Source organism: Streptomyces sp. NPDC050619 (genome assembly GCF_040654815.1).
Classification (GTDB): Bacteria; Actinomycetota; Actinomycetes; order Streptomycetales; family Streptomycetaceae; genus Streptomyces.
The window spans coordinates 474,978-495,598 of sequence record NZ_JBFAIR010000004.1 but is presented as its reverse complement, the minus strand read 5'-3'; the positions used below and the strand labels follow the sequence as shown (position 1 = coordinate 495,598).

Here is a 20,621-nt window from a genome sequence, read left to right as displayed (position 1 = left end):
GATGCGCGCGTCACACCTCAACTACCCTTCGTGTCGACCTCATTACTCAGCGCATGGAGAAGGTGGCAGCAGCGATGGCCCGATACGCGTCCTCCCATAATCCGACCGCCCAGCGCGCCCTGGTCGCCCTCGCGACCGTGGGCGTCGCCCTGGGAGCAGGGGCGGCGACGGCCTCCGCGGACACCGATCCGGTCGTCGACGTGATGCGCACGCGCCCCACCTCGCTCGGCAACATCGACCCGCAGTCCGGCCTCCAGGCGCTCACCGGCACGGTCGGGTACGTCACGGGCCCGGTCGCCGGCCTCAAGCCCAACCCGCTGGCCGGCACCGGCGTCGACCCCCTGGACAACGGCGTCGGCACCAAGCTGGCCGACTTCAAGCCGCTCACCTCGCAGGCGCTGACCGGGCCGGTGGCGCAGGCGCGGTCGATCGGCAGCATGCCGGTGGTGGGGGAGGTGACGGGGCTGCTGGGTGGCTGAGCATGGCGGGCAGAGGGTCGCGTTTCTCCTGGACGGAGGGGAACGCGACCCTCTGGTGTGAGACGGCCGTCAGCCGTCAGCCGTCAGCCCTCAGTACGACGAGCCCGACGCGCCCAGTGCGCCCGTCGGGTGCCAGACCGTCTTCGTCTCCAGGAACGCCGTCATGCGGTCGATGCCGGGTGTCGCGGACCAGTCCACGTTATCCACAGGCTGTGGACGAAGGACGCGCTTCAGGTTGTCCGCCGCGGCGATCTCCAGTTCCTTCGCCAGGCCATCGTCGGTGCCGGCGCCGGCCAGGTCGATCGCGTTGACGTCCTGGTGGGCGGCGAGGGGCGCCGCGATCTCCGCCGTACGGCCGGAGAGGACGTTGACGACGCCGCCGGGCAGATCGGAGGTGGCCAGGACCTCGCCGAGGGAGAGGGCCGGGAGCGGAGAGCGCTCGCTCGCGATCACGATCGCCGTGTTGCCGGTGGCGATCACCGGAGCGAGGACCGAGACCAGGCCGAGGAACGAGGACTTCTGCGGGGCCAGGACCGCGACCACGCCCGTCGGTTCGGGGGACGACAGGTTGAAGTACGGGCCCGCCACCGGATTGCCGCCGCCGACCACCTGGGCGATCTTGTCGGTCCAGCCCGCGTACCAGACCCAGCGGTCGATCGTCGCCTCCACCTGGTCCGCGGCCTTGGACTTCGACAGGCCCTCGGCTTCGGCGACCTCCTGGACGAACTGCGACGTACGACCCTCCAGCATCTCCGCGACGCGGTAGAGGATCTGCCCGCGGTTGTACGCGGTCGCGCCGGACCAGGCGCCGAACGCCTTGCGGGCGGCGACGACCGCGTCACGGGCGTCCTTGCGGGAGGAAAGGGGGGCGTTGGCCAGCCACTTGCCCTTGGAGTCGGTTACCTCGTACACCCGGCCGCTCTCGGAACGCGGGAACTTCCCGCCGACGTACAGCTTGTAGGTCTTGAAGACCGGCAGTCGCCCGGTCTTTTCCGCCTTCTCAGACATCGAGGTACGCCTCCAGGCCGTGACGGCCGCCCTCGCGGCCGAAGCCCGACTCCTTGTAGCCGCCGAACGGCGACGTCGGGTCGAACTTGTTGAACGTGTTGGACCAGACGACCCCGGCCCGGAGCTTGCTGGCCACCGCGAGGATGCGGGAGCCCTTCTCCGTCCAGATGCCCGCCGACAGGCCGTAGGGGGTGTTGTTGGCCTTGGCGACGGCCTCGTCCGGGGTGCGGAAGGTGAGGACGGACAGGACCGGGCCGAAGATCTCGTCGCGGGCGATGGTGTGCGCCTGGGTGACGTTCGTGAAGAGCGTCGGGGCGAACCAGTAGCCGGAGGAGGGGAGTTCGCAGGCCGGGGACCAGCGTTCGGCGCCCTCCGCCTCGCCCCGCTCGGTGAGCGCGACGATCCGGGCCAGCTGTTCGGCGGAGTTGATCGCGCCGATGTCCGTGTTCTTGTCGAGCGGGTCGCCGAGGCGGAGGGTCGACAGGCGGCGCTTGAGCGAGTCGAGGAGCTCGTCCTGGATCGACTCCTGGACCAGCAGGCGGCTGCCCGCGCAGCAGACCTGGCCCTGGTTGAAGAAGATGCCGGTGACGATGCCCTCGACGGCCTGGTCGATGGGGGCGTCGTCGAAGACGATGTTGGCGCCCTTGCCGCCGAGTTCGAGAGTGAGCTTCTTGCGGCTGCCTGCGACCGTGCGGGCGATCTCCTTGCCTACGGCCGTGGAGCCGGTGAAGGCGACCTTGTTCACGTCCGGGTGGGCGACCAGCGCGGCGCCCGTGTCGCCGTATCCCGGAAGGATGTTGACGACGCCCTTCGGCAGGCCCGCCTGGCGGCAGATGTCCGCGAAGAAGAGGGCGGAGAGGGGGGTGGTCTCGGCGGGCTTGAGGACGATCGTGTTGCCGGTCGCGAGGGCCGGGGCGATCTTCCACGCCAGCATCAGGAGCGGGAAGTTCCAGGGGATGACCTGGCCCGCGACGCCCAGGGGCCTGGGGTGCGTACCGAACCCGGCGTGCTCCAGCTTGTCGGCCCAGCCCGCGTAGTAGAAGAAGTGCGCGGCGACCAGGGGGAGGTCGGCGTCCCTCGTCTCCTTGATGGGCTTGCCGTTGTCCAGGGTTTCCAGGACGGCCAGTTCGCGGCTGCGCTCCTGGATGATCCGGGCGATGCGGAACAGGTACTTCGCGCGCTCGGAGCCCGGCAGCGCGGACCACTTCTCGAAGGCCTTTCGGGCGGCCCGCACGGCACGGTCGACGTCCTCGGCGCCGGCCTGGGCGACTTCGGAGAGGACCTCCTCGGTCGACGGGGAGACGCTCTTGAAGACCCTGCCGTCCGCCGCCTCGGCGAACTCGCCGTCGATGAACAGGCCGTAGGAGGGCGCGATGTCGACGACCGAGCGGGACTCGGGTGCCGGTGCGTACTCGAATGCAGATGCCATGGTGATCAGTCCACTGTCACGTAGTCGGGACCGGAGTAACGGCCGGTGGCCAGCTTCTGACGCTGCATCAGCAGGTCGTTCAGGAGCGAGGAGGCGCCGAAGCGGAACCAGTGGTTGTCCAGCCAGTCCTCGCCGACGGTCTCGTTGACCAGGACGAGGAACTTGACCGCGTCCTTGGTGGTGCGGATGCCTCCGGCGGGCTTCACACCCACCTGGATGCCGGTCTGCGTACGGAAGTCGCGTACGGCTTCCAGCATCAGGAGGGTGTTCGCGGGCGTCGCGTTCACCGCCACCTTGCCGGTCGACGTCTTGATGAAGTCCGCCCCGGCCAGCATGCCGAGCCAGCTCGCGCGGCGGATGTTGTCGTACGTCGACAGCTCGCCGGTCTCGAAGATGACCTTGAGGCGGGCGTCCGTCCCGCAGGCCTCCCTCACGGCGACGATCTCGTCGTACACCTTCAGGTACTTGCCCGCGAGGAACGCCCCGCGGTCGATGACCATGTCGATCTCGTCGGCGCCCGCGGTGACCGCCTCGCGCACGTCGGCCAGCTTGACGGCGATCGGGACGCGGCCCGCCGGGAAGGCGGTGGCGACGGAGGCGACCTTCACGGCGGAGCCGGCGACGGCCTGTTTGGCGGTGGCCACCATGTCGGGGTAGACGCAGACCGCGGCCGTCGCCGGGGTCGTGCGGTCCGTCGGGTCCGGGTGGACCGCCTTGGCGCCGAGCGACCGGACCTTGCCCGGGGTGTCCGCGCCTTCCAGCGTCGTCAGATCGACCATCGAGATGGCGAGGTCGATGGCGTACGCCTTCGCGGTCGTCTTGATGGAACGGGTGCCGAGCGAGGCGGCGCGCGCCTCCAGGCCGACCGCGTCGACGCCGGGCAGCCCGTGGAGGTAGCGGCGCAGCGTGCTGTCGGACGAGGTGACGTCCGCGAGTGCGGGCGCTGCGGGGGGTGCAGTGGTGGGCACAGTGGTGGGCATGGTCACCAGACGAGCATATCTACGCGCGTAGCGGCTGTACAGCCCCGGAGGGGAAGTCGGAGGGCTAGTCGGAGGGCTAGTCGGAGGACGGGTGAGCGCACATGTCCGGTGCTCGTCGTGTGGGGCGGGGCCGTGCGTGAGCCTCTCCGGGGGCTTCGGGCACAATCGGGGCCATGACGACCCCGGAGCCTCAGTCACCAGCGCCGCAGCCCTCGGCATCCGAGCCCAGGGACCGGATCTATCGGTCGCCCGCGGGCATCGCCGGTGGTGTTCTGCTGCTCGGCATCGCCGGCTGGCTCGGCGTCGACGCGATCGTCACCGGGGACGGCAGGACCCCGTGGCTCGCGCTCGCCACGTTGATCCTCGTGGTGCCAGTGGTGGCCGCCTTCAGTCTGCGGCCCGCCGTGTTCGCGAACGACGACCGGCTGCGGATCCGCAATCCACTCCGGGTGATCGTGCTGCCCTGGGGGCAGATCGAGTCGTTCCGCTCCGGGTATTCCAATGAGGTCCTGGCCGTGTCCGGGAAGAAGTACCAGCTGTGGGCCGTTCCGGTGTCGCTGCGGGCGCGGAAGCGGGCGGCTCGGCGGGAAGTCCGGCGGGGGGCGGGCGGTGGGCGTGGTTCCCGTGACGGTGACGGTGCCGGTGGAGGGCTTGGGGGCGGCTTCGGTGGGATGCGGGGCGGTGGGGGCTTCGGTGGTGGGGGTTTCGGTGGTCGGGGTGCCGTGTCGGATGAGCCTGTGCGGGCCGAGACCGACAAGGTGATGGATGAGTTGCGCGAGCTGCTGGAGAACCGGGCGAAGGCGGAGGCGGCGCAGGGGGAGGTGACCGTGCGGTGGGCGTATGAGGTCGTGGGGCCTGCGGTTGCCGGAGCGGTGTTGTTGGCGATCCTTGCGGTGGGTGGCTGAGCGGTTCTGTCGGTGCGCGCCGTCGTGCCGCGCGCCGTTGAGACGGCTCAGATGCCGGCGGCCGTGGAGAGGTCCCGTTTGATGGCGGTCAGTAGGGCCGTCGCCTTCGCGTGGGCCTCGGGCAGGTCGGTGTGGGTCGCGATCGGGACCACGACCTCCAAGTAACACTTCAGCTTCGGCTCCGTGCCGCTGGGGCGGACGATGACTCGGGCGCCGTCGAGGGTGTAGCGCAGGCCGTCGGTGGGCGGGAGTTTGTCGGTGCCCTGGGTGAGGTCTTCGGTGCGGGTGATGGGCAGGGCCGCGAGGTGCGTCGGGGGGTGCTCGCGTAGGCGTCGCATCGCGGTGGTGATGAGGGACAGGTCCTCCACGCGGACCGAGAGCTGGTCCGTGGCGTGCAGGCCGTGTTCTACGGCGATGTCGTCCAGGAGGTCGAGGAGGGTGCGGTTCTGGTTTTTGAGGGTGGAGGCCAGTTCCGTGATCAGGAGGGCCGCGGTGATGCCGTCCTTGTCTCGTACGCCCTCGGGGTCCACGCAGTAGCCGAGGGCCTCCTCGTAGCCGTAGCGCAGGCCCTCTACGCGGGCGATCCATTTGAAGCCGGTGAGGGTTTCCTCGTGGGGGAGGCCCGCCTTCTCGGCGATGCTGCGGAGGAGGGAGGAGGAGACGATGGACTCGGCGAAGGTGCCCTGTGCTCCGCGGTGGACCAGGTGGGTGGCGAGGAGGGCGCCGACTTCGTCGCCTCGGAGCATGCGCCAGTCGGTGGCGCCGTCGGTGGCGTCCTTGACCGCTACGGCGAGGCGGTCCGCGTCCGGGTCGTTGGCGATGATCAGGTCGGGGTTGGTCTCGCGGGCCTTGGCGAAGGCGAGGTCCATCGCGCCGGGCTCTTCCGGGTTGGGGAAGGCGACGGTGGGGAAGTCCGGGTCGGGGTCGGCCTGTTCGGGGACGAGGACGGGTTCCGGGAAGCCTGCGCGGGAGAACGCGGCGAGGAGGGTGTCCTTGCCCACGCCGTGCATCGCCGTGTAGACCGTGCGGGCCGTGCGGGGGGAGTCGGGGGCGAGTACGGCGTCCGTGCGGGCGAGGTAGGCGTCGAGTACGGCGTCGTCGAGAGTCTGCCAGCCGGTGGTGGGGCGGGGGACTGTGGCGAGGGTCGAGACGGCCTTGATCTCGGCGGCGATCTCCGCGTCGGCGGGCGGGACGATCTGGGAGCCGTCGCCGAGGTAGACCTTGTAGCCGTTGTCGCGGGGTGGGTTGTGGCTGGCGGTGACCTCTACGCCGGCGACCGCGCCGAGGTGCCTTATGGCGTAGGCGAGGACGGGGGTGGGGAGGGGGCGGGGGAGGAGGGCCGCGGTGAGGCCGGCGCCGGTCATGACGGCGGCGGTGTCCTGGGCGAAGTCGGCGGACTTGTGGCGGGCGTCGTAGCCGATGACGACGAGGCCGGGGGTTGAGGGGGTTGAGCTGTGCTTTTTGAGGTATGCGGCGAGGCCTGCGGCGGCTCGGATGACCACGGAGCGGTTCATGCGCAGGGGGCCGGCGCCGAGTTCGCCTCGTAGGCCCGCGGTGCCGAACTGGAGGGTGCCGCTGAAGCGTGCGGTGAGCTCGGTGACGTCATCGGCGTCGATGAGCTTGGCGAGTTCGTCGCGGGTGTCCGGGTCGGGGTCCTCGGCCAGCCATGCCTTGGCCCGTGCGATGAGATCGTCGTGCGGCACGTTCACGTTCGGTCAGCCTCTCGTCGTGGTGGGGGTGCCTGCGGCGGCCTGTGCGGGTGGTGTGGGGGTGCGCGCGCTTAGCGCCTGCGGGTGCGTTGTGGGTCGGGGACGTGTCGGGGGGTGTCCGTCCTCGGAACGTCGCGGAATCGGTTTCCTGCCGAGGTACCCGGGTTGACGCGACAACCGCTGCGGGCGGACACCCCCCGACACGTCCCCTTCCCACCGTGGGCGGGTGCCGCTCGCTCTCACTCGCTCTCACTTCTCGTCCGACCGAGTCGGGTTCGGGGGTCTGGGGGGGCGGCAGCCCCCAGGGCTAGGGCCACTTCTTGGCCGACCGAGTCGGGTGGTGGGGTGGGCATAGGTCCGGGGGTCTGGGGGCGGAGCCCCCAGTGGCGCCCGCAGCAACACCGGGTGAGTGGGAAACGCCGGTGATTGGACCCACCCCCTGCTCTACAACCGCTCCAGCAACTGCGCCAGCAGCGATCCCATGCGCGTTGCGCTGTCGCGGCCCGCCTGGAGGACCTCCTCGTGGTTCAGGGGCTCTCCGGTCATGCCGGCGGCCAGGTTCGTGACCAGGGAGATGCCCAGGACCTCGGCGCCTGCCTCGCGGGCGGCGATGGCCTCCAGGACCGTCGACATGCCTACCAGGTCCGCGCCGATGACGCGGGCCATGCGGATCTCGGCCGGGGTCTCGTAGTGCGGGCCGGGGAACTGGGCGTAGACGCCCTCTTCGAGGGTGGGGTCGACCTCCTTGCACAGGGCGCGCAGGCGGGGGGAGTAGAGGTCGGTGAGGTCGACGAAGTGGGCGCCGACGATGGGGGACGTCGCCGTCAGGTTGATGTGGTCGCTGATCAGGACCGGCTGGCCGGGGCGCATGCCCTCGCGCAGGCCGCCGCAGCCGTTGGTGAGGACGATCGTCTTGCTGCCGGCCGCGACGGCTGTGCGGACCCCGTGGGCGACGGCGGCCACTCCGCGGCCCTCGTAGTAGTGCGTGCGGCCCAGGAAGACCAGGGCGCGCTTGTCGCCGATCGTGTACGAGCGGATCTTGCCTCCGTGTCCCTCGGCCGCCGGGGGCGGGAAGCCGGGCAGCTCGGTGACCTGGAGCTCGGCGTCGGGGGCACCCAGGGCGTCCACCGCGGGTGCCCAGCCGGAGCCCATCACGAGGGCGACGTCGTGGGTCTCGGCGCCGGTCAGTTCCCGCAGGCGCAGGGCGGCGGCGTCGGCGGCGGCATGGGGGTCGCCCTGGATGTCGTCCGGAAGAAGAGATGCGTTCACGCGCACGAGGGTAGCCGGTCCGGGCCTACGCGCGTAGATGATAGGCCTTGCCGGATGGTGATTGTTGCCTTGTCGTTTCCGGAGAAAAGGCCGGTCAGAGTGGATCAGCAGGGGCGTTTGCGGAGTTCCATGACGTAGTCGTGCGGGGCGCCGGCGGATTCGGCCGCGTCGGCGATCTCGCCCAGGTAGCGGGCCGAGGGCAGGCCGCCCTCGTAGCCGTTGAGGACGTACAGCCACGTCTGCTCCTCGCCGTCGAGGGTGTGGACCCGTACGCGCATGCGGCGGTAGATGCCCAGGCCCACGCCCTCCCAGCGGTCCATCGAGTCCTCGTCCAGGGGCGCGATGTCGTACAGCGCGACGAAGACCTGGGAGCCGGGCTCCTCGACGAGGGTCGCCAGTGCGCCCTCCCAGCCCAGGTGCTCGCCCCCGAAGGTCAGCCGCCACCCGTTCAGCCAGCCCGTGCCGCGCATCGGCGAGTGCGGGGCGCGGCGGGTCATCAGCCGCGCGTCGAGGTTGCCGGCGTACGCGGCGTAGAGCGACATGGATCGAGGGTACGGCAGCCGTTTCGCCCGCCACTCCCGTCCCGGAGGTAACGGAATCGCCTCCTGTCGCCCCCGGGGCGTCGGCACTGTGATGCGTGCGGGACAATGGAGTACGTGACTCGGATCGTGATCATTGGTGGCGGACCCGGCGGATATGAAGCGGCCCTGGTGGCCGCCCAGCTCGGCGCGGAGGTGACCGTCGTCGATTGCGACGGGCTGGGCGGGGCGTCGGTGCTCACCGACTGCGTCCCGTCGAAGACCCTGATCGCCACGGCCGAGGTGATGACCACCTTCGACTCGTCGTACGAGGAACTGGGGATCATCGTCGCCGACGACACTCCGCCCCTGGAGCAGGCCGCCCGGGTGGTCGGGGTTGATCTCGGGAAGGTCAATCGCCGTGTGAAGCGGCTCGCGCTGGCTCAGTCGCACGACATCACGGCGTCCGTGACGCGTGCCGGGGCCCGGGTGCTGCGGGGGCGCGGGCGGCTGGAAGGCATGCAGGCCCTCGACGGGTCGCGGAAGGTCGTCGTGCGGGCCGTGGACGGGAGCGAGGAGACGCTCGTCGCGGACGCCGTTCTCGTCGCCACCGGCGGGCATCCTCGTGAGCTGCCCGACGCCCAGCCCGACGGCGAGCGGATTCTGAACTGGACCCAGGTGTACGACCTGAACGAGCTTCCGGAGGAGCTCATCGTGGTCGGCTCCGGTGTGACCGGTGCCGAGTTCGCCGGCGCCTATCAGGCGCTGGGGTCGAAGGTCACGCTGGTGTCGTCGCGAGACCGGGTGCTGCCCGGCGAGGACTCGGACGCCGCCTCCGTGCTGGAGGACGTCTTCCGGCGGCGCGGCATGAACGTTCTGTCGCGCTCCCGGGCCCAGTCCGCCAAGCGGGTCGGGGACCGGGTCGAGGTCACTCTGGCGGACGGGCGGGTCATCGGCGGCTCGCACTGTCTGATGGCCGTCGGCGCCATTCCGAACAGCGCGGGCATGGGGCTGGAGGAGGCCGGGGTCAAGCTGCGGGAGTCGGGTCACATCTGGACCGACAAGGTCTCGCGGACCACCGCTCCCGGTGTGTATGCCGCCGGTGACGTGACCGGGATCTTCGCGCTCGCCTCGGTGGCCGCCATGCAGGGGCGTATCGCCATGTACCACTTCCTGGGCGACGCGGTGGCTCCGCTGGATCTGAAGACCGTCTCGTCGAACGTCTTCACCGACCCCGAGATCGCCACCGTGGGCTACAGCCAGTCCGACGTCGACTCCGGCAGGATCGACGCCCGGGCCGTGAAGCTGCCGCTGCTGCGCAACCCGCGCGCCAAGATGCAGGGCATCCGGGACGGCTTCGTCAAGCTCTTCTGCCGCCCGGGTACCGGCATCGTGGTGGGCGGTGTGGTCGTGTCGCCGCGTGCCTCGGAACTGATCCATCCCATCTCGATCGCCGTCGACAACAATCTGACGGTCGAACAGATCGCGAACGCGTTCACCGTTTATCCCTCCCTTTCGGGGTCGATCGCCGAGGTGGCACGGCAGCTCCACACCCGTAAGGCGGGCGACGAAGTCTGACGGCCGAAAGCGATTCCTCGCTGGTCACGGGGAGTTGTCGAGCATTCGTGCGGCATAGTCGGCGGGCGTAGGCCCTATACCACTTGCCGACCTCCTGTGCGAACAACTTCTGTTATTCGGCGCAAACTGCTGAAAGCAGACGGTCGTTGGGGTTACTGTCAGTTTCGTGTTCGCTGCAGAACGTCGCCAATTGATCCTCGAAATGGTGCGAGCGAACGGGGCCGTGTCGCTCCGTGAGCTCGCCCGCGTCGTCCAGACCTCCGAAGTGACCGTACGGCGGGACGTGCGCGCACTGGAGGCAGAAGGACTCCTCGACCGCCGGCATGGCGGTGCGGTATTGCCGGGCGGGTTCACGCGGGAGTCCGGCTTTCCGCAGAAATCGCATCTCGCGACCGCCGAGAAGACGGCCATCGCCGATCTCGCCGCGGGTCTCGTCGAAGAGGGCGAGGCCATTGTGGTGGGGGCGGGTACCACTACGCAGGAGCTCGCGCGTCGGCTCGCGCGGGTGCCGGGGCTGACCGTCGTCACCAACTCCCTGTTGGTGGCCCAGGCGCTGGCCCACGCCAACCGCGTGGAAGTCGTGATGACCGGCGGAACGCTCCGCGGTTCCAACTACGCCCTTGTCGGGAGCGGTGCCGAGCAGTCCTTGCAGGGGCTCCGGGTCTCCCGCGCCTTCCTGTCCGGGAGCGGGCTGACCGCCGAGCGCGGGCTGTCCACGTCCAACATGCTGTCCGCGTCGGTCGACCGGGCGCTGGTGCAGGCGGCCGCCGAGGTCGTCGTCCTCGCCGACCACACCAAGCTCGGCACCGACACCATGTTCCAGACCGTGCCGACGGATCTCATCACCCGCCTCGTCACGGACGAACCGCCCGCCCACGACGACCGTGCGGCCACCGAGCTCCAGGCCCTCGCCGACCAGGGGGTGCAGATCGCCGTGGCCGGGGCGCCGGGAAACGCGGGGGGTGATCAGGTCCCGGCGCGCCAGCAGCAACAGCGCCGGGACGTGCCCCTTCCGGGCCCGCGCCGCAGTCAGGTGCCGGGCACGGCGCCGGGGCTGCGGACGGCCGCGGTGCTGGGCGAGCAGCCCCCCGGGACGGAACGGGCCCGGGTCGCGGACCTTCGCCGTCGCTAGTGCCGCGGCACTGGCTCCGGCCCGTGCGGCGCCCATGTCGTCGGCGTCGCTCTCCTGCGCGGCCGGTGCGTGCCCTTGTAGCCCCACCGTCACGGGGGACGGGGAAAACGAGGCGCCCGGCGACTGTCACAAACAGTCGCCGGGCGCCTCGGAATGTCGTACGTGCGCCCCTCAGTCCTTGATCTCGCAGATCGTCGCGCCGGACGTGATCGACGCGCCGACGTCGGCGGACAGGCCCTTGATGGTGCCGGACTTGTGCGCGTTCAGCGGCTGTTCCATCTTCATCGCCTCCAGGACGACGACCAGGTCGCCCTCCGCGACCTCCTGGCCCTCCTCCACGGCGATCTTGACGATGGTGCCCTGCATCGGGGAGGCGAGCGTGTCGCCGGAGGCCGCGGGGCCGGACTTCTTCGCCGCGCGGCGCTTGGGCTTGGCGCCCGCCGCGAGGCCCGTGCGGGCCAGCGACATGCCCAGCGAGACGGGCAGGGAGACCTCCAGGCGCTTGCCGCCGACCTCGACGACGACGGTCTCGCGGCCTGCTTCCTCGTCGGCCTCGATGTCCGTCGGGGTGGCGAAGGGCTTGATCTCGTTGACGAACTCGGTCTCGATCCAGCGGGTGTGGACCGTGAACGGCCCTTCCTGGCCGTGGACTTCGGGAGCGAAGGCGGGGTCCTTGACGACCGCGCGGTGGAACGGGATGGCGGTGGCCATGCCCTCGACCTGGAACTCCTCCAGGGCGCGGGCGGCCCGCTGGAGGGCCTGCTCGCGGGTGGCGCCGGTGACGATCAGCTTCGCCAGCAGCGAGTCCCAGGCCGGGCCGATGACGGCGCCGGACTCCACGCCCGCGTCCAGGCGTACGCCAGGGCCGGACGGCGGGGCGAAGGTGGTGACGGTGCCGGGAGCCGGGAGGAAGTTGCGGCCGGGGTCTTCGCCGTTGATGCGGAACTCGATGGAGTGGCCGCGCAGCTGCGGGTCGTCGTAGCCGAGTTCCTCGCCGTCGGCGATGCGGAACATCTCGCGTACGAGGTCGATGCCGGAGACTTCCTCGGTGACCGGGTGTTCCACCTGGAGTCGGGTGTTGACTTCCAGGAAGGAGATCGTGCCGTCGGCGCCGACGAGGAACTCCACGGTGCCCGCGCCGACGTAGCCGGCCTCCTTGAGGATGGCCTTGGAGGAGGCGTAGAGCTCGGCGACCTGGGCCTCGGTGAGGAAGGGTGCCGGGGCTTCCTCGACGAGTTTTTGGTGGCGGCGCTGGAGGGAGCAGTCGCGGGTGGAGATGACGACCACGTTGCCGTGCTGGTCGGCCAGGCACTGGGTTTCCACGTGGCGGGGTTTGTCGAGGTAGCGCTCGACGAAGCACTCGCCCCGGCCGAAGGCGGCGACGGCCTCGCGGACGGCGGAGTCGTACAGCTCGGGTACTTCTTCGAGGGTGCGGGCGACCTTCAGGCCGCGGCCGCCGCCGCCGAAGGCGGCTTTGATCGCGATGGGCAGGCCGTGCTCGCGGGCGAAGGCGACGACTTCGTCGGCGCCGGAGACGGGGTCGGGTGTGCCGGCGACCAGGGGGGCGCCGGCGCGCTGGGCGATGTGGCGGGCGGCCACCTTGTCGCCGAGGTCGCGGATGGCCTGCGGGGGCGGGCCGATCCAGATCAGGCCCGCGTCCCCGACCGCCTGTGCGAACTCGGCGTTCTCGGACAGGAATCCGTAGCCGGGATGGATGGCGTCCGCGCCGGACTCGCGCGCGGCGTTCAGCACCTTGTCGATGTCCAGGTAGCTGGTCGCGGGAGTGTCACCGCCCAGAGCGAACGCCTCATCCGCGGCGCGGACATGCAGAGCGTCCCGGTCCGGTTCGGCGTAGACGGCCACGCTCGCGATCCCGGCGTCCCGGCAGGCCCGGGCTACGCGGACAGCGATTTCGCCACGATTGGCGATGAGCACCTTGCGCACGATTGAGGCTCCCTCCTTGAAACAAGCCGAGTTTAGGGACTGCCGACACGGCACTTCGACCCGTCCTGGGTCGTGAGCTTGCCCACACGGAGCGTGACACGAGCTCGTTCGACCCGCGAAATCCCTTGTCGCACCTCGGTACGCAGGACTCCTCCCGGAAACCCTAGCCTTCCGGTGTGGTCAAGGTCTCTGTAGTGGCGTGCTGCGGCACACTCGGTTTCTTTGTGGAGTCCCTACGAATGGCCCAATGATTCTTTGCCCATCGCCGGACTCTTGTCCCCCGGTTTACCGGTTAGTAGCGTTCCCAGTGTCTCGAACGTACGTAAGGTCACGGCATCCTTGCTCGGGCCGCAGTCGAAGGTGGGTGGACCGGTGGTGGTGCGCAGGCCGGTGGCGTGGATCGTGGCAGTCGTGCTCTTCGTGGAGGCACTCGGCGTCGTCGCGTTGAACTGGTTCCTCGGGATCGTCGTCGACCGGCAGGACATGTCCCTGGCCGGTCTCGACCCGGACATGATGTCCACGTCGTCGAAGATCGGCGGCATCGTCTTCGGTCTCTACTTCGGCCTGTGCGGCCTGGTCGCGCTCCTGGTCGCCCTACGGGACCGCCGGCCCGCCGGTGTCGGCCGGATCCTGCTGATCAGCGCGGCCGTGGTGCACGGGCTGCTGGGCGCGTTCGCGTGGGGCCTGATGGGCTGGCCCGAGTTCCTGTTCATGGTGCTGGTGCTGGCCCTCGTCGTGCTGCTGCTGATGACGTATGACGGCCAGGCCACGCCCGCCGCCGCGGGGCCCGAGGACGCCAGGGGCGGTGACGGGGGCTCCCCGGTCACTCCTGGACCGGCGCCCACAACTGGGTGATACCCACGCCCAGTTCGGCCAGCAGTCGGCGTACGAGGGGCAGGCTGATGCCGATCACGTTGCCGTGGTCGCCGTCGATGCCGTCGATGAACGGGGCCGAGCGGCCGTCGAGGGTGAAGGCGCCGGCGACGTGGAGAGGCTCGCCCGAGGCGACGTACGCGGCGATCTCCTCGTCGGTCGGCTCGCCGAAGCGGACCACGGTGGAGGCGGTGGCGGAGGCGTACCGGCCGCTCGTCGTGTCGTAGACGCAGTGGCCGGTCTGGAGCGTGCCTGCCCGGCCGCGCATCGACTTCCAGCGGGCCGTGGCCTCCTCGGCGTCCGCGGGCTTGCCCAGCGCCTCGCCGTCCAGGTCGAGCACCGAGTCGCAGCCGATCACCAGGGCGCCCTTGACCTCGGGCTTCGCCGCCACCACGGACGCCTTCGCCTCCGCCAGGGCGAGCGCCAGGTCGGCGGGGGTCGGCGCGGTGACGGCGTCCTCGTCGACGCCGCTCACGATCACCTCGGGGTCGAGTCCGGCCTGGCGCAAGAGGCCCAGCCGGGCGGGGGACTGGGAGGCGAGGACGAGCCGGCGGCGTGGCTGATCAGTCATACGGCAAGCGTATCGGCGGGCGATGTGGTGTATCGGCGCCCGTGTATCGGCGTCCTTCAGCGGACGCCGAGCACGATCATCGCCAGGACCATGGCCAGGGCCAGGAAGATGCCGAGCCGCCGGAGCATGATCTGCGTTTCTCGCAGTTCTTTGGGGGGCTCGTTCTCGGGGTCGGACCACAGCATGCCACTAGCGTGGGGCTTGGCCGTGGGGCGGTGCCTGAGTACGCGTACTCAAGTTTGGGGGCCCGCAGCGGTTCGTTGTCGGCTGTGGGCCCGGTGGGGGCTGGTCGCGCAGTTCCCCGCGCCCCTGGCGGCGTTGCAGTTACCCCGGCCAATAGGTGCGGCTCCATGACGTGGGCCCGGGCTGGGGTAGGCGGTGGGCCGCTATGCGGGAGGGGTCGGACCACGCGGCCTCTGGGGTGGGGGCGCCGGGCGGGGTGGTGGCTGCCGCCGCGGCGCGGGCTCGGACTACCGCCAGGGCGGCGGCCAGCTCCTCCGGGGTGGGGTTGCCCCGTACGACCTTGATCGTCATGTCGGCTCCTAGAGGGGGATGTTGCCGTGCTTCTTCGGCGGCAGGGACTCGCGCTTGGTGCGGAGCTGGCGCAAGCCGCGTACGACGTGCCGGCGGGTGTCGGACGGCATGATCACGGAGTCGATGTAGCCGCGCTCGGCCGCGATGTAGGGGTTGAGGAGGGCGTCCTCGTACTCCTGGATCAGCCGGGCCCGGGTCGCCTCCAGCTCTCCGGCGGCCTCGGCCTCCGCGATCGTGCGGCGGTGCAGGATGTTGACCGCGCCCTGGGCGCCCATCACGGCGATCTGCGCGGTGGGCCAGGCGAGGTTGAGATCGGCGCCGAGGTGCTTGGAGCCCATGACGTCGTAGGCGCCGCCGAAGGCCTTGCGGGTGATGACCGTGATGAGGGGGACGGTGGCTTCCGCGTAGGCGTAGATCAGCTTGGCGCCGCGGCGGATGATGCCGTCGTGCTCCTGGTCGACGCCCGGCAGGAAGCCGGGGACGTCCACGAAGGTGATGACGGGGACGTTGAAGGCGTCGCAGGTGCGCACGAAGCGGGCCGCCTTCTCGCTGGCCCTTATGTCGAGGCAGCCGGCGAACTGCATCGGCTGGTTGGCGACGATGCCGACGGGCCGGCCCTCCACACGCCCGTAGCCGGTGAGGATGTTCGGCGCGAACAGCGGCTGCGTCTCGAAGAACTCGGCGTCGTCCAGGACATGCTCGATCACCGTGTGCATGTCGTACGGCTGGTTCGCGCTGTCCGGGACCAGCGTGTCCAGCTCGCGGTCCTCGTCCGTGACGGCGAGGTCCGCCTCCTCCGGGAAGGCCGGGGGCTCACTGAGGTTGTTGGACGGCAGGTACGACAGCAGCTGCTTGACGTACTCGATGGCGTCCTTCTCGTCCCCGGCCATGTGATGGGCCACGCCCGAGGCGGAGTTGTGGGTGCGGGCGCCGCCCAGCTCCTCCATGCCGACGTCCTCGCCGGTGACCGTCTTGATCACGTCCGGGCCGGTGATGAACATGTGCGAGGTCTGGTCGACCATGACCGTGAAGTCGGTGATGGCGGGGGAGTAGACCGCGCCTCCCGCGCAGGGCCCGACGACCAGGCTGATCTGCGGGATCACGCCGGACGCGTGGGTGTTGCGCCGGAAGATCTCGCCGTAGGCGCCCAGCGAGGCGACGCCCTCCTGGATGCGGGCGCCGCCGGAGTCGTTGATGCCGATGACCGGACAGCCCGTCTTGAGGGCGAAGTCCATCACCTTGACGATCTTCTGGCCGTAGACCTCGCCGAGGGCTCCGCCGAAGACGGTGAAGTCCTGGGAGAAGACGGCGACGGGGCGGCCGTCGACGGTTCCGTATCCGGTGACCACGCCGTCGCCGTAGGGGCGGATCTTGTCCAGGCCGAAATTGGTGGACCGGTGCCGGGCGAACTCGTCCAGCTCGACGAAGGAGTCCTCGTCGAGCAGGAGGTCGATCCGCTCACGGGCCGTCAACTTGCCCTTGGCATGCTGCTTTTCGACGGCGCGTGCGGAGCCGGCGTGCGTCGCTTCCTCGATGCGGCGCTGGAGATCCGCGAGCTTGCCCGCGGTGGTGTGGATGTCGATCCCTGGGGTCTTGTGGATCTCGTTGCGCTCTTCCGGCTCGGACATCGGGATGGGGCTCCCTGCCTGCTCAAAAGGGGGGACGGTTACTCATCCGTAGAGTAGTGCGGTGCCTACCTGTCGGCAGTGCGGCGTTTACCACACCTAATGTGGGTTGCATGACGCCGCGAGATGCTTCAGACGCGAACGACAAGCCGAACGGCAGCCGGTGGTCCGACCTGGACCGTCCGCCCCTCAATGGTGCCGCTCTGCGCAGGGCGCTGGTGCGGGAGGGCGGGCTGTGGTGCGACGTGGACGTGGTGCAGCGCACCGGCTCCACCAACTCCGACCTCGTCGCCCGCGCGGTCGAGGGCACGGCGGCCGAGGGGGCGGTCCTGGTCGCGGAGGAGCAGTCGGCCGGGCGGGGCCGTCTGGACCGCCAGTGGACGGCCCCGGCCCGCTCGGGCCTCTTCTTCTCCGTCCTGCTGAAACCGACAGAGGTGCCGGTGGCCCGCTGGGGCTGGCTGCCGCTGCTGACCGGGGTGGCGGTGGCGACGGGGCTGTCCCGGGCGGCGGGCGTGGACACGGCACTCAAATGGCCCAACGACCTGCTGGTGACCGTCCAGGGAGAGGAACGCAAGGCCGGGGGCATCCTCGCGGAGCGGGCCGGGGACGACGGTGTGGTCGTCGGAGTCGGCATCAACGTCACCCTGCGCGCCGAGGAGCTGCCGGTGCCGCAGGCGGGGTCGCTGGCGCTGGCCGGGGCGGTGAGTACGGACCGGGACACGTTGCTGCGGGGCGTGCTGCGGTCGCTGGAGGAGTGGTACCGGCGGTGGCGGGCGGCCGGGGGTGATCCGGTGGTCAGTGGCTTGCAGGAGACGTATGCGGCGGGGTGCGCGTCGTTGGGGAGGGTGGTGCGGGCCGAGTTGCCGGGGGATCGGTCGATCGTCGGGGAGGCGGTGGCGGTCGACGGGGACGGGCGGCTGGTGATCGCCACGGGGGAGGGTGTGCAGGAGCCGGTGGGCGCGGGGGACGTCGTGCACTTGCGGTCCGTGTAGCTGCTGGGGCTCCGCCCCCAGACCCCCGGGCCTATGCCCACCCACCACCCGACTCGGTTGGTAAAGAGGTGCCCCCGTCGCTCGCCTCACGGAGTGAGCTACCGCACACCTGCCGTAGAGTTGAGGCCGGTCGATACCTGGCCGTGACAGATCGGAAGGGCAGCAGGCGTGACCGTCGACGACGAGGGCTCCGGCGCGGACGCGGATGCGGACGGCCGGGTGGACCCAGAGGCCGCCGACCCCGGCGGTAACCCGCTCGCCCTGCGCATCGAACAGCTCATCCTCGGCGCCGAGCGGCGCTACACCCCCTTCCAGGCGGCCCGCAGCGCCGGTGTCTCCGTGGAGCTGGCCACCCGCTTCTGGCGGGCCATGGGCTTCGCCGACATCGGGCAGGCCAAGGCGCTCACGGAGGCCGACGTGCTCGCGCTGCGCCGGCTCTCCGGTCTGGTGGAGGCGGGACTGCTCAGCGAGGCGATGGCCGTGCAGGTGGCGCGGTCCACGGGGCAGACCACCGCCCGACTGGCCGAATGGCAGATGGATTCGTTCCTGGAGGGACTGACCGAGCCCCCGGAACCGGGCATGTCGCGCACCGAGGTGACGTACCCGATCATCGAGCTGCTCCTGCCCGAGCTGGAGGAGTTCCTCGTCTACGTCTGGCGGCGCCAGCTCGCCGCCTCGGCGGGCCGGGTCGTGCAGACCGCCGACGACGAGGAGATGGTCGACCGGCGCCTGGCCGTCGGCTTCGCCGACCTCGTCGGGTTCACGCGGCTGACCCGCCGGATGGAGGAGGAGGAGCTCGGCGAACTCGTCGAGGCCTTCGAGACCACCTGCGCCGACCTGGTCGCCGCGCGCGGCGGACGGCTCATCAAGACCCTCGGCGACGAGGTGCTCTACGCCGCCGACGACGCGGGCGTGGCCGCCGAGATCGCGCTGACCCTCGTCGAGACGATGTCGAACGACGAGACCATGCCGGAGCTGCGCGTCGGCATCGCCTTCGGCACGGTGACCACCCGTATGGGCGATGTCTTCGGTACGACGGTGAACCTCGCCTCCCGGCTGACCTCGATAGCTCCGCGTGACGCCGTCCTCATCGACAGCGCCTTCGCGGAGGAGCTGGTCCGCTCCGGCGAGTCCCCGGCCTCCGAGGCGGAGGCGGCCGAGGCCGTGGCCGCCGCCGAGAAGGAGGGCGAGGAGCCGCCGGCCTACCGCTTCGCGCTCCAGCCGATGTGGCAGCGGCCGGTGCGCGGGCTCGGCGTGGTCGAGCCGTGGCTGCTCACGCGGCGGAACGGGACGTCGACGTCGTAGCCCTGGCCCCGGCAGCCCCGGCAGCCCCGCCTGTCGTAGCCGCCCCTCTCAGCGGTCCAGCGGGTCCACGCACAGGTCTATGACCGGTACGCAGAGGCCTGGCCGGCGTGGCTGAGGTGACTGAGATGGCTGTTCGGGCTGCGGGGAGTCCGCGGTGGGGGTCGGTGCCGGGCGTGGGGCGGCGGGGCTTGTGGATGCCGGTGGGCGGCGGGGTGGGGCGGTGGTGTTCGGCGCGTCCGGGATCGTCGTGGGGACGGCCGCGGGCCTGTGGGGTGCGGCCGTCGTGTAGGGGGTCGGGGCGGGGGAGACCGGCGGGGTGGGCGTCGCACTCGATTGGCCCAGTGCGTGCGTCGCCGACGGGCTCGGCCTGGGGACGGTCGCCGCGGCGGCGGCGTTGGTCGCCCGGGCAGTGGCAGTGCCCGGCTCCGGTCGGGGCTCGGCCTCCGTGGTGCCGAGGCCGCCGACCCTCGCATCGGGTGCCGGCCGTAGGAGGCTCAGCGCCCCGGCGGCCAGGGCCAGGCCTCCCACGGCGAGCAGCACCTTGCGGGAGCGGGGCCTGCGGTGCCGGCCCCGGGGGCCGAAGAGGCGCGGTTCGCCGCCGTACGTCGTTTCGGACAGTGCGGTCGTGTCCTCCGTGGTGGCTCTCTCCGGCTTCTCCGGCCGGTCCGTCTCCGTCATCGCGATCCCTCCCCAGTGCGCTCACGCCCCCGGTGCGCCGTGGCGGACGCACGTTATGCGCTGCCCCGGGCGGTGGGTCGGGAGATGGGCGGGATGTCACTCGAACGGGGTGTCGGGTCCCCGACTGGGAACAATCCCGGCTCGCCCTTTCCCCTACGGGGCGCTGCTGCGATGATCGGGGCGAAGGATGTTAACCGCCGTTAACCAGGAGGGTGTCATGAGCGAGGAGCGGTTCGGGGAGTTCGTGCTGGTACGGCGGCACGAAGCGGGGCATGTCGCGGAGCTGGCCCTGGACCGGCCCAAGGCCATGAACGCGATCTCGACGGAGCTGGCCCGGTCGCTCGCCGGGGCGTGCGCGGCGCTGGCCGCCGACCGTGACGTACGCGTGGTCGTGCTGACCTCGACGCACGAGCGCGCGTTCTGCGTCGGGGCCGACCTGAAGGAGCGCAACTCCCTCAGCGACGCCGAGCTGGTACGGCAGCGGCCGGTGGCCCGGGGTGCGTACACCGGGGTGCTGGAGCTGCCGGTGCCGACGATCGCGGCGGTGCACGGGTTCGCGCTGGGCGGCGGCTTCGAGATGGCGCTGGCGTGCGACCTGATCGTGGCCGACCGTACGGCCGTGGTGGGGCTGCCCGAGGTGTCCGTCGGGGTGATTCCGGGCGGTGGCGGTACGCAGTTGCTGCCGCGCCGGGTGGGGGCCGCGCGGGCGGCCGAGCTGATCTTCACGGCGCGGCGGGTGGAGGCCGGTCAGGCGCGGGAGCTGGGGCTCGTGGACACGCTGGTGGAGGAGGGGCGGGACCGGGAGGAGGCGTTGGCGTTGGCGGGCCGGATCGCGGCGAACTCCCCGGTCGGGCTGCGGGCGGCGAAGCGGGCGCTGCGGCTGGGGCACGGGCTGGATCTGCGGGCCGGGCTGGAGGTCGAGGACGCGGCGTGGCGGGCGGTGGCGTTCTCGGGGGATCGGGCGGAGGGGGTGGCGGCGTTCAATGAGAAGCGGCGGCCTTCTTGGCCGGGGGAGTAGGGCGCCCTGTGAGTGCCGGTCAGTGCATCTCAGCCCGTCCGGCGCTTGAGGACGAGGCCGTTCAGGCCGACAGC

At 70.9% G+C, this 20,621-nt stretch carries 20 protein-coding genes; 8 read left to right on the top strand and 12 right to left on the bottom strand.

What is annotated here, in order from left to right; all coding sequences use genetic code 11:
- The first annotated feature begins 74 nt into the window (after positions 1 to 74).
- On the top strand, positions 75 to 479 hold the full coding sequence (locus tag AB0I77_RS10705) for a hypothetical protein (protein WP_363282043.1): 405 nt from the start codon (positions 75 to 77) through the stop codon (positions 477 to 479).
- Positions 480 to 569: 90 nt separating this feature from the next.
- On the opposite strand, the gene AB0I77_RS10700 is transcribed toward AB0I77_RS10705, so the two are convergent.
- Genes AB0I77_RS10700 through deoC form a run of 3 tightly spaced genes read right to left on the bottom strand, consistent with a single transcriptional unit; the run spans position 570 to position 3,896 of the window.
- Positions 570 to 1,487 carry an aldehyde dehydrogenase family protein gene (locus AB0I77_RS10700; protein WP_363282042.1) on the bottom strand — a complete coding sequence of 306 codons (918 nt, stop codon included), beginning with the start codon at positions 1,485 to 1,487 and terminating at the stop codon, positions 570 to 572.
- Positions 1,480 to 2,916, bottom strand: a complete 1,437-nt coding sequence (locus tag AB0I77_RS10695; RefSeq protein WP_363282041.1) for an aldehyde dehydrogenase family protein — start codon at positions 2,914 to 2,916, stop codon at positions 1,480 to 1,482. The genes AB0I77_RS10700 and AB0I77_RS10695 overlap by 8 nt, the downstream gene beginning before the upstream one ends.
- A gap of 5 nt (positions 2,917 to 2,921) precedes the next feature.
- Positions 2,922 to 3,896: a deoxyribose-phosphate aldolase gene (deoC, locus tag AB0I77_RS10690; RefSeq protein WP_363282090.1), complete on the bottom strand. Its 975-nt coding sequence runs from the start codon at positions 3,894 to 3,896 to the stop codon at positions 2,922 to 2,924.
- Between the two features lie 173 nt (positions 3,897 to 4,069).
- Between deoC and AB0I77_RS10685 the strand changes: the two genes are divergently transcribed.
- Positions 4,070 to 4,801 (top strand): PH domain-containing protein, encoded by a 732-nt coding sequence (locus AB0I77_RS10685; protein WP_363282040.1) that lies wholly within the window; start codon positions 4,070 to 4,072, stop codon positions 4,799 to 4,801.
- 47 nt (positions 4,802 to 4,848) lie between these two features.
- Here the strand turns inward: AB0I77_RS10685 and AB0I77_RS10680 are convergent, their stop codons facing one another.
- The 3 genes from AB0I77_RS10680 to AB0I77_RS10670 form a co-directional block, all read right to left on the bottom strand.
- Positions 4,849 to 6,510, bottom strand: a complete 1,662-nt coding sequence (locus AB0I77_RS10680) for a phospho-sugar mutase (RefSeq protein ID WP_363282039.1) — start codon at positions 6,508 to 6,510, stop codon at positions 4,849 to 4,851.
- A gap of 444 nt (positions 6,511 to 6,954) precedes the next feature.
- Positions 6,955 to 7,779: a purine-nucleoside phosphorylase gene (locus AB0I77_RS10675; RefSeq protein WP_363282038.1), complete on the bottom strand. Its 825-nt coding sequence runs from the start codon at positions 7,777 to 7,779 to the stop codon at positions 6,955 to 6,957.
- Positions 7,780 to 7,883: 104 nt separating this feature from the next.
- Complete coding sequence (locus tag AB0I77_RS10670; RefSeq protein ID WP_363282037.1) at positions 7,884 to 8,321, bottom strand: gamma-glutamylcyclotransferase; 438 nt, start codon at positions 8,319 to 8,321, stop codon at positions 7,884 to 7,886.
- Positions 8,322 to 8,426: 105 nt separating this feature from the next.
- On the opposite strand from AB0I77_RS10670, the gene AB0I77_RS10665 reads away from it, so the two are divergent.
- Complete coding sequence (locus tag AB0I77_RS10665) at positions 8,427 to 9,875, top strand: NAD(P)H-quinone dehydrogenase (RefSeq protein WP_363282036.1); 1,449 nt, start codon at positions 8,427 to 8,429, stop codon at positions 9,873 to 9,875.
- Positions 9,876 to 10,065: 190 nt separating this feature from the next.
- The gene (locus tag AB0I77_RS10660) at positions 10,066 to 11,007 is read left to right on the top strand and encodes a DeoR/GlpR family DNA-binding transcription regulator (protein WP_363282089.1); all 942 of its coding nucleotides are present in this window, start codon (positions 10,066 to 10,068) and stop codon (positions 11,005 to 11,007) included.
- Between the two features lie 171 nt (positions 11,008 to 11,178).
- Here the strand turns inward: AB0I77_RS10660 and AB0I77_RS10655 are convergent, their stop codons facing one another.
- Complete coding sequence (locus tag AB0I77_RS10655; protein ID WP_363282035.1) at positions 11,179 to 12,951, bottom strand: biotin carboxylase N-terminal domain-containing protein; 1,773 nt, start codon at positions 12,949 to 12,951, stop codon at positions 11,179 to 11,181.
- A gap of 375 nt (positions 12,952 to 13,326) precedes the next feature.
- Between AB0I77_RS10655 and AB0I77_RS10650 the strand changes: the two genes are divergently transcribed.
- Positions 13,327 to 13,806: a hypothetical protein gene (locus tag AB0I77_RS10650; protein ID WP_363282088.1), complete on the top strand. Its 480-nt coding sequence runs from the start codon at positions 13,327 to 13,329 to the stop codon at positions 13,804 to 13,806.
- Here AB0I77_RS10650 and AB0I77_RS10645 read toward each other — a convergent pair.
- The 4 genes from AB0I77_RS10645 to AB0I77_RS10630 form a co-directional block, all read right to left on the bottom strand.
- Entirely contained in the window at positions 13,775 to 14,395 is a 621-nt protein-coding gene (locus AB0I77_RS10645; protein WP_363282034.1) for a nucleoside triphosphate pyrophosphatase, read from the bottom strand. The two genes, AB0I77_RS10650 and AB0I77_RS10645, sit on opposite strands and share 32 nt — an antisense overlap.
- A gap of 56 nt (positions 14,396 to 14,451) precedes the next feature.
- On the bottom strand, positions 14,452 to 14,580 hold the full coding sequence (locus tag AB0I77_RS10640) for a hypothetical protein (RefSeq protein ID WP_363282033.1): 129 nt from the start codon (positions 14,578 to 14,580) through the stop codon (positions 14,452 to 14,454).
- 139 nt (positions 14,581 to 14,719) lie between these two features.
- Positions 14,720 to 14,929: an acyl-CoA carboxylase epsilon subunit gene (locus AB0I77_RS10635; protein WP_363282032.1), complete on the bottom strand. Its 210-nt coding sequence runs from the start codon at positions 14,927 to 14,929 to the stop codon at positions 14,720 to 14,722.
- 8 nt (positions 14,930 to 14,937) lie between these two features.
- Positions 14,938 to 16,557: an acyl-CoA carboxylase subunit beta gene (locus AB0I77_RS10630; protein WP_363282031.1), complete on the bottom strand. Its 1,620-nt coding sequence runs from the start codon at positions 16,555 to 16,557 to the stop codon at positions 14,938 to 14,940.
- 110 nt (positions 16,558 to 16,667) lie between these two features.
- On the opposite strand from AB0I77_RS10630, the gene AB0I77_RS10625 reads away from it, so the two are divergent.
- Together AB0I77_RS10625 and AB0I77_RS10620 are read left to right on the top strand one after the other, a co-directional pair.
- On the top strand, positions 16,668 to 17,546 hold the full coding sequence (locus AB0I77_RS10625; protein WP_363282030.1) for a biotin--[acetyl-CoA-carboxylase] ligase: 879 nt from the start codon (positions 16,668 to 16,670) through the stop codon (positions 17,544 to 17,546).
- A 168-nt stretch (positions 17,547 to 17,714) separates the two neighbouring features.
- Complete coding sequence (locus tag AB0I77_RS10620) at positions 17,715 to 18,851, top strand: adenylate/guanylate cyclase domain-containing protein (RefSeq protein WP_363282029.1); 1,137 nt, start codon at positions 17,715 to 17,717, stop codon at positions 18,849 to 18,851.
- Positions 18,852 to 18,899: 48 nt separating this feature from the next.
- Here the strand turns inward: AB0I77_RS10620 and AB0I77_RS10615 are convergent, their stop codons facing one another.
- Positions 18,900 to 19,529: a hypothetical protein gene (locus AB0I77_RS10615; protein ID WP_363282028.1), complete on the bottom strand. Its 630-nt coding sequence runs from the start codon at positions 19,527 to 19,529 to the stop codon at positions 18,900 to 18,902.
- A gap of 217 nt (positions 19,530 to 19,746) precedes the next feature.
- Here AB0I77_RS10615 and AB0I77_RS10610 point away from each other — a divergent pair, with 217 nt between their 5' ends.
- Positions 19,747 to 20,547: an enoyl-CoA hydratase-related protein gene (locus tag AB0I77_RS10610; RefSeq protein WP_363282027.1), complete on the top strand. Its 801-nt coding sequence runs from the start codon at positions 19,747 to 19,749 to the stop codon at positions 20,545 to 20,547.
- The last annotated feature ends 74 nt before the right edge of the window (positions 20,548 to 20,621 follow it).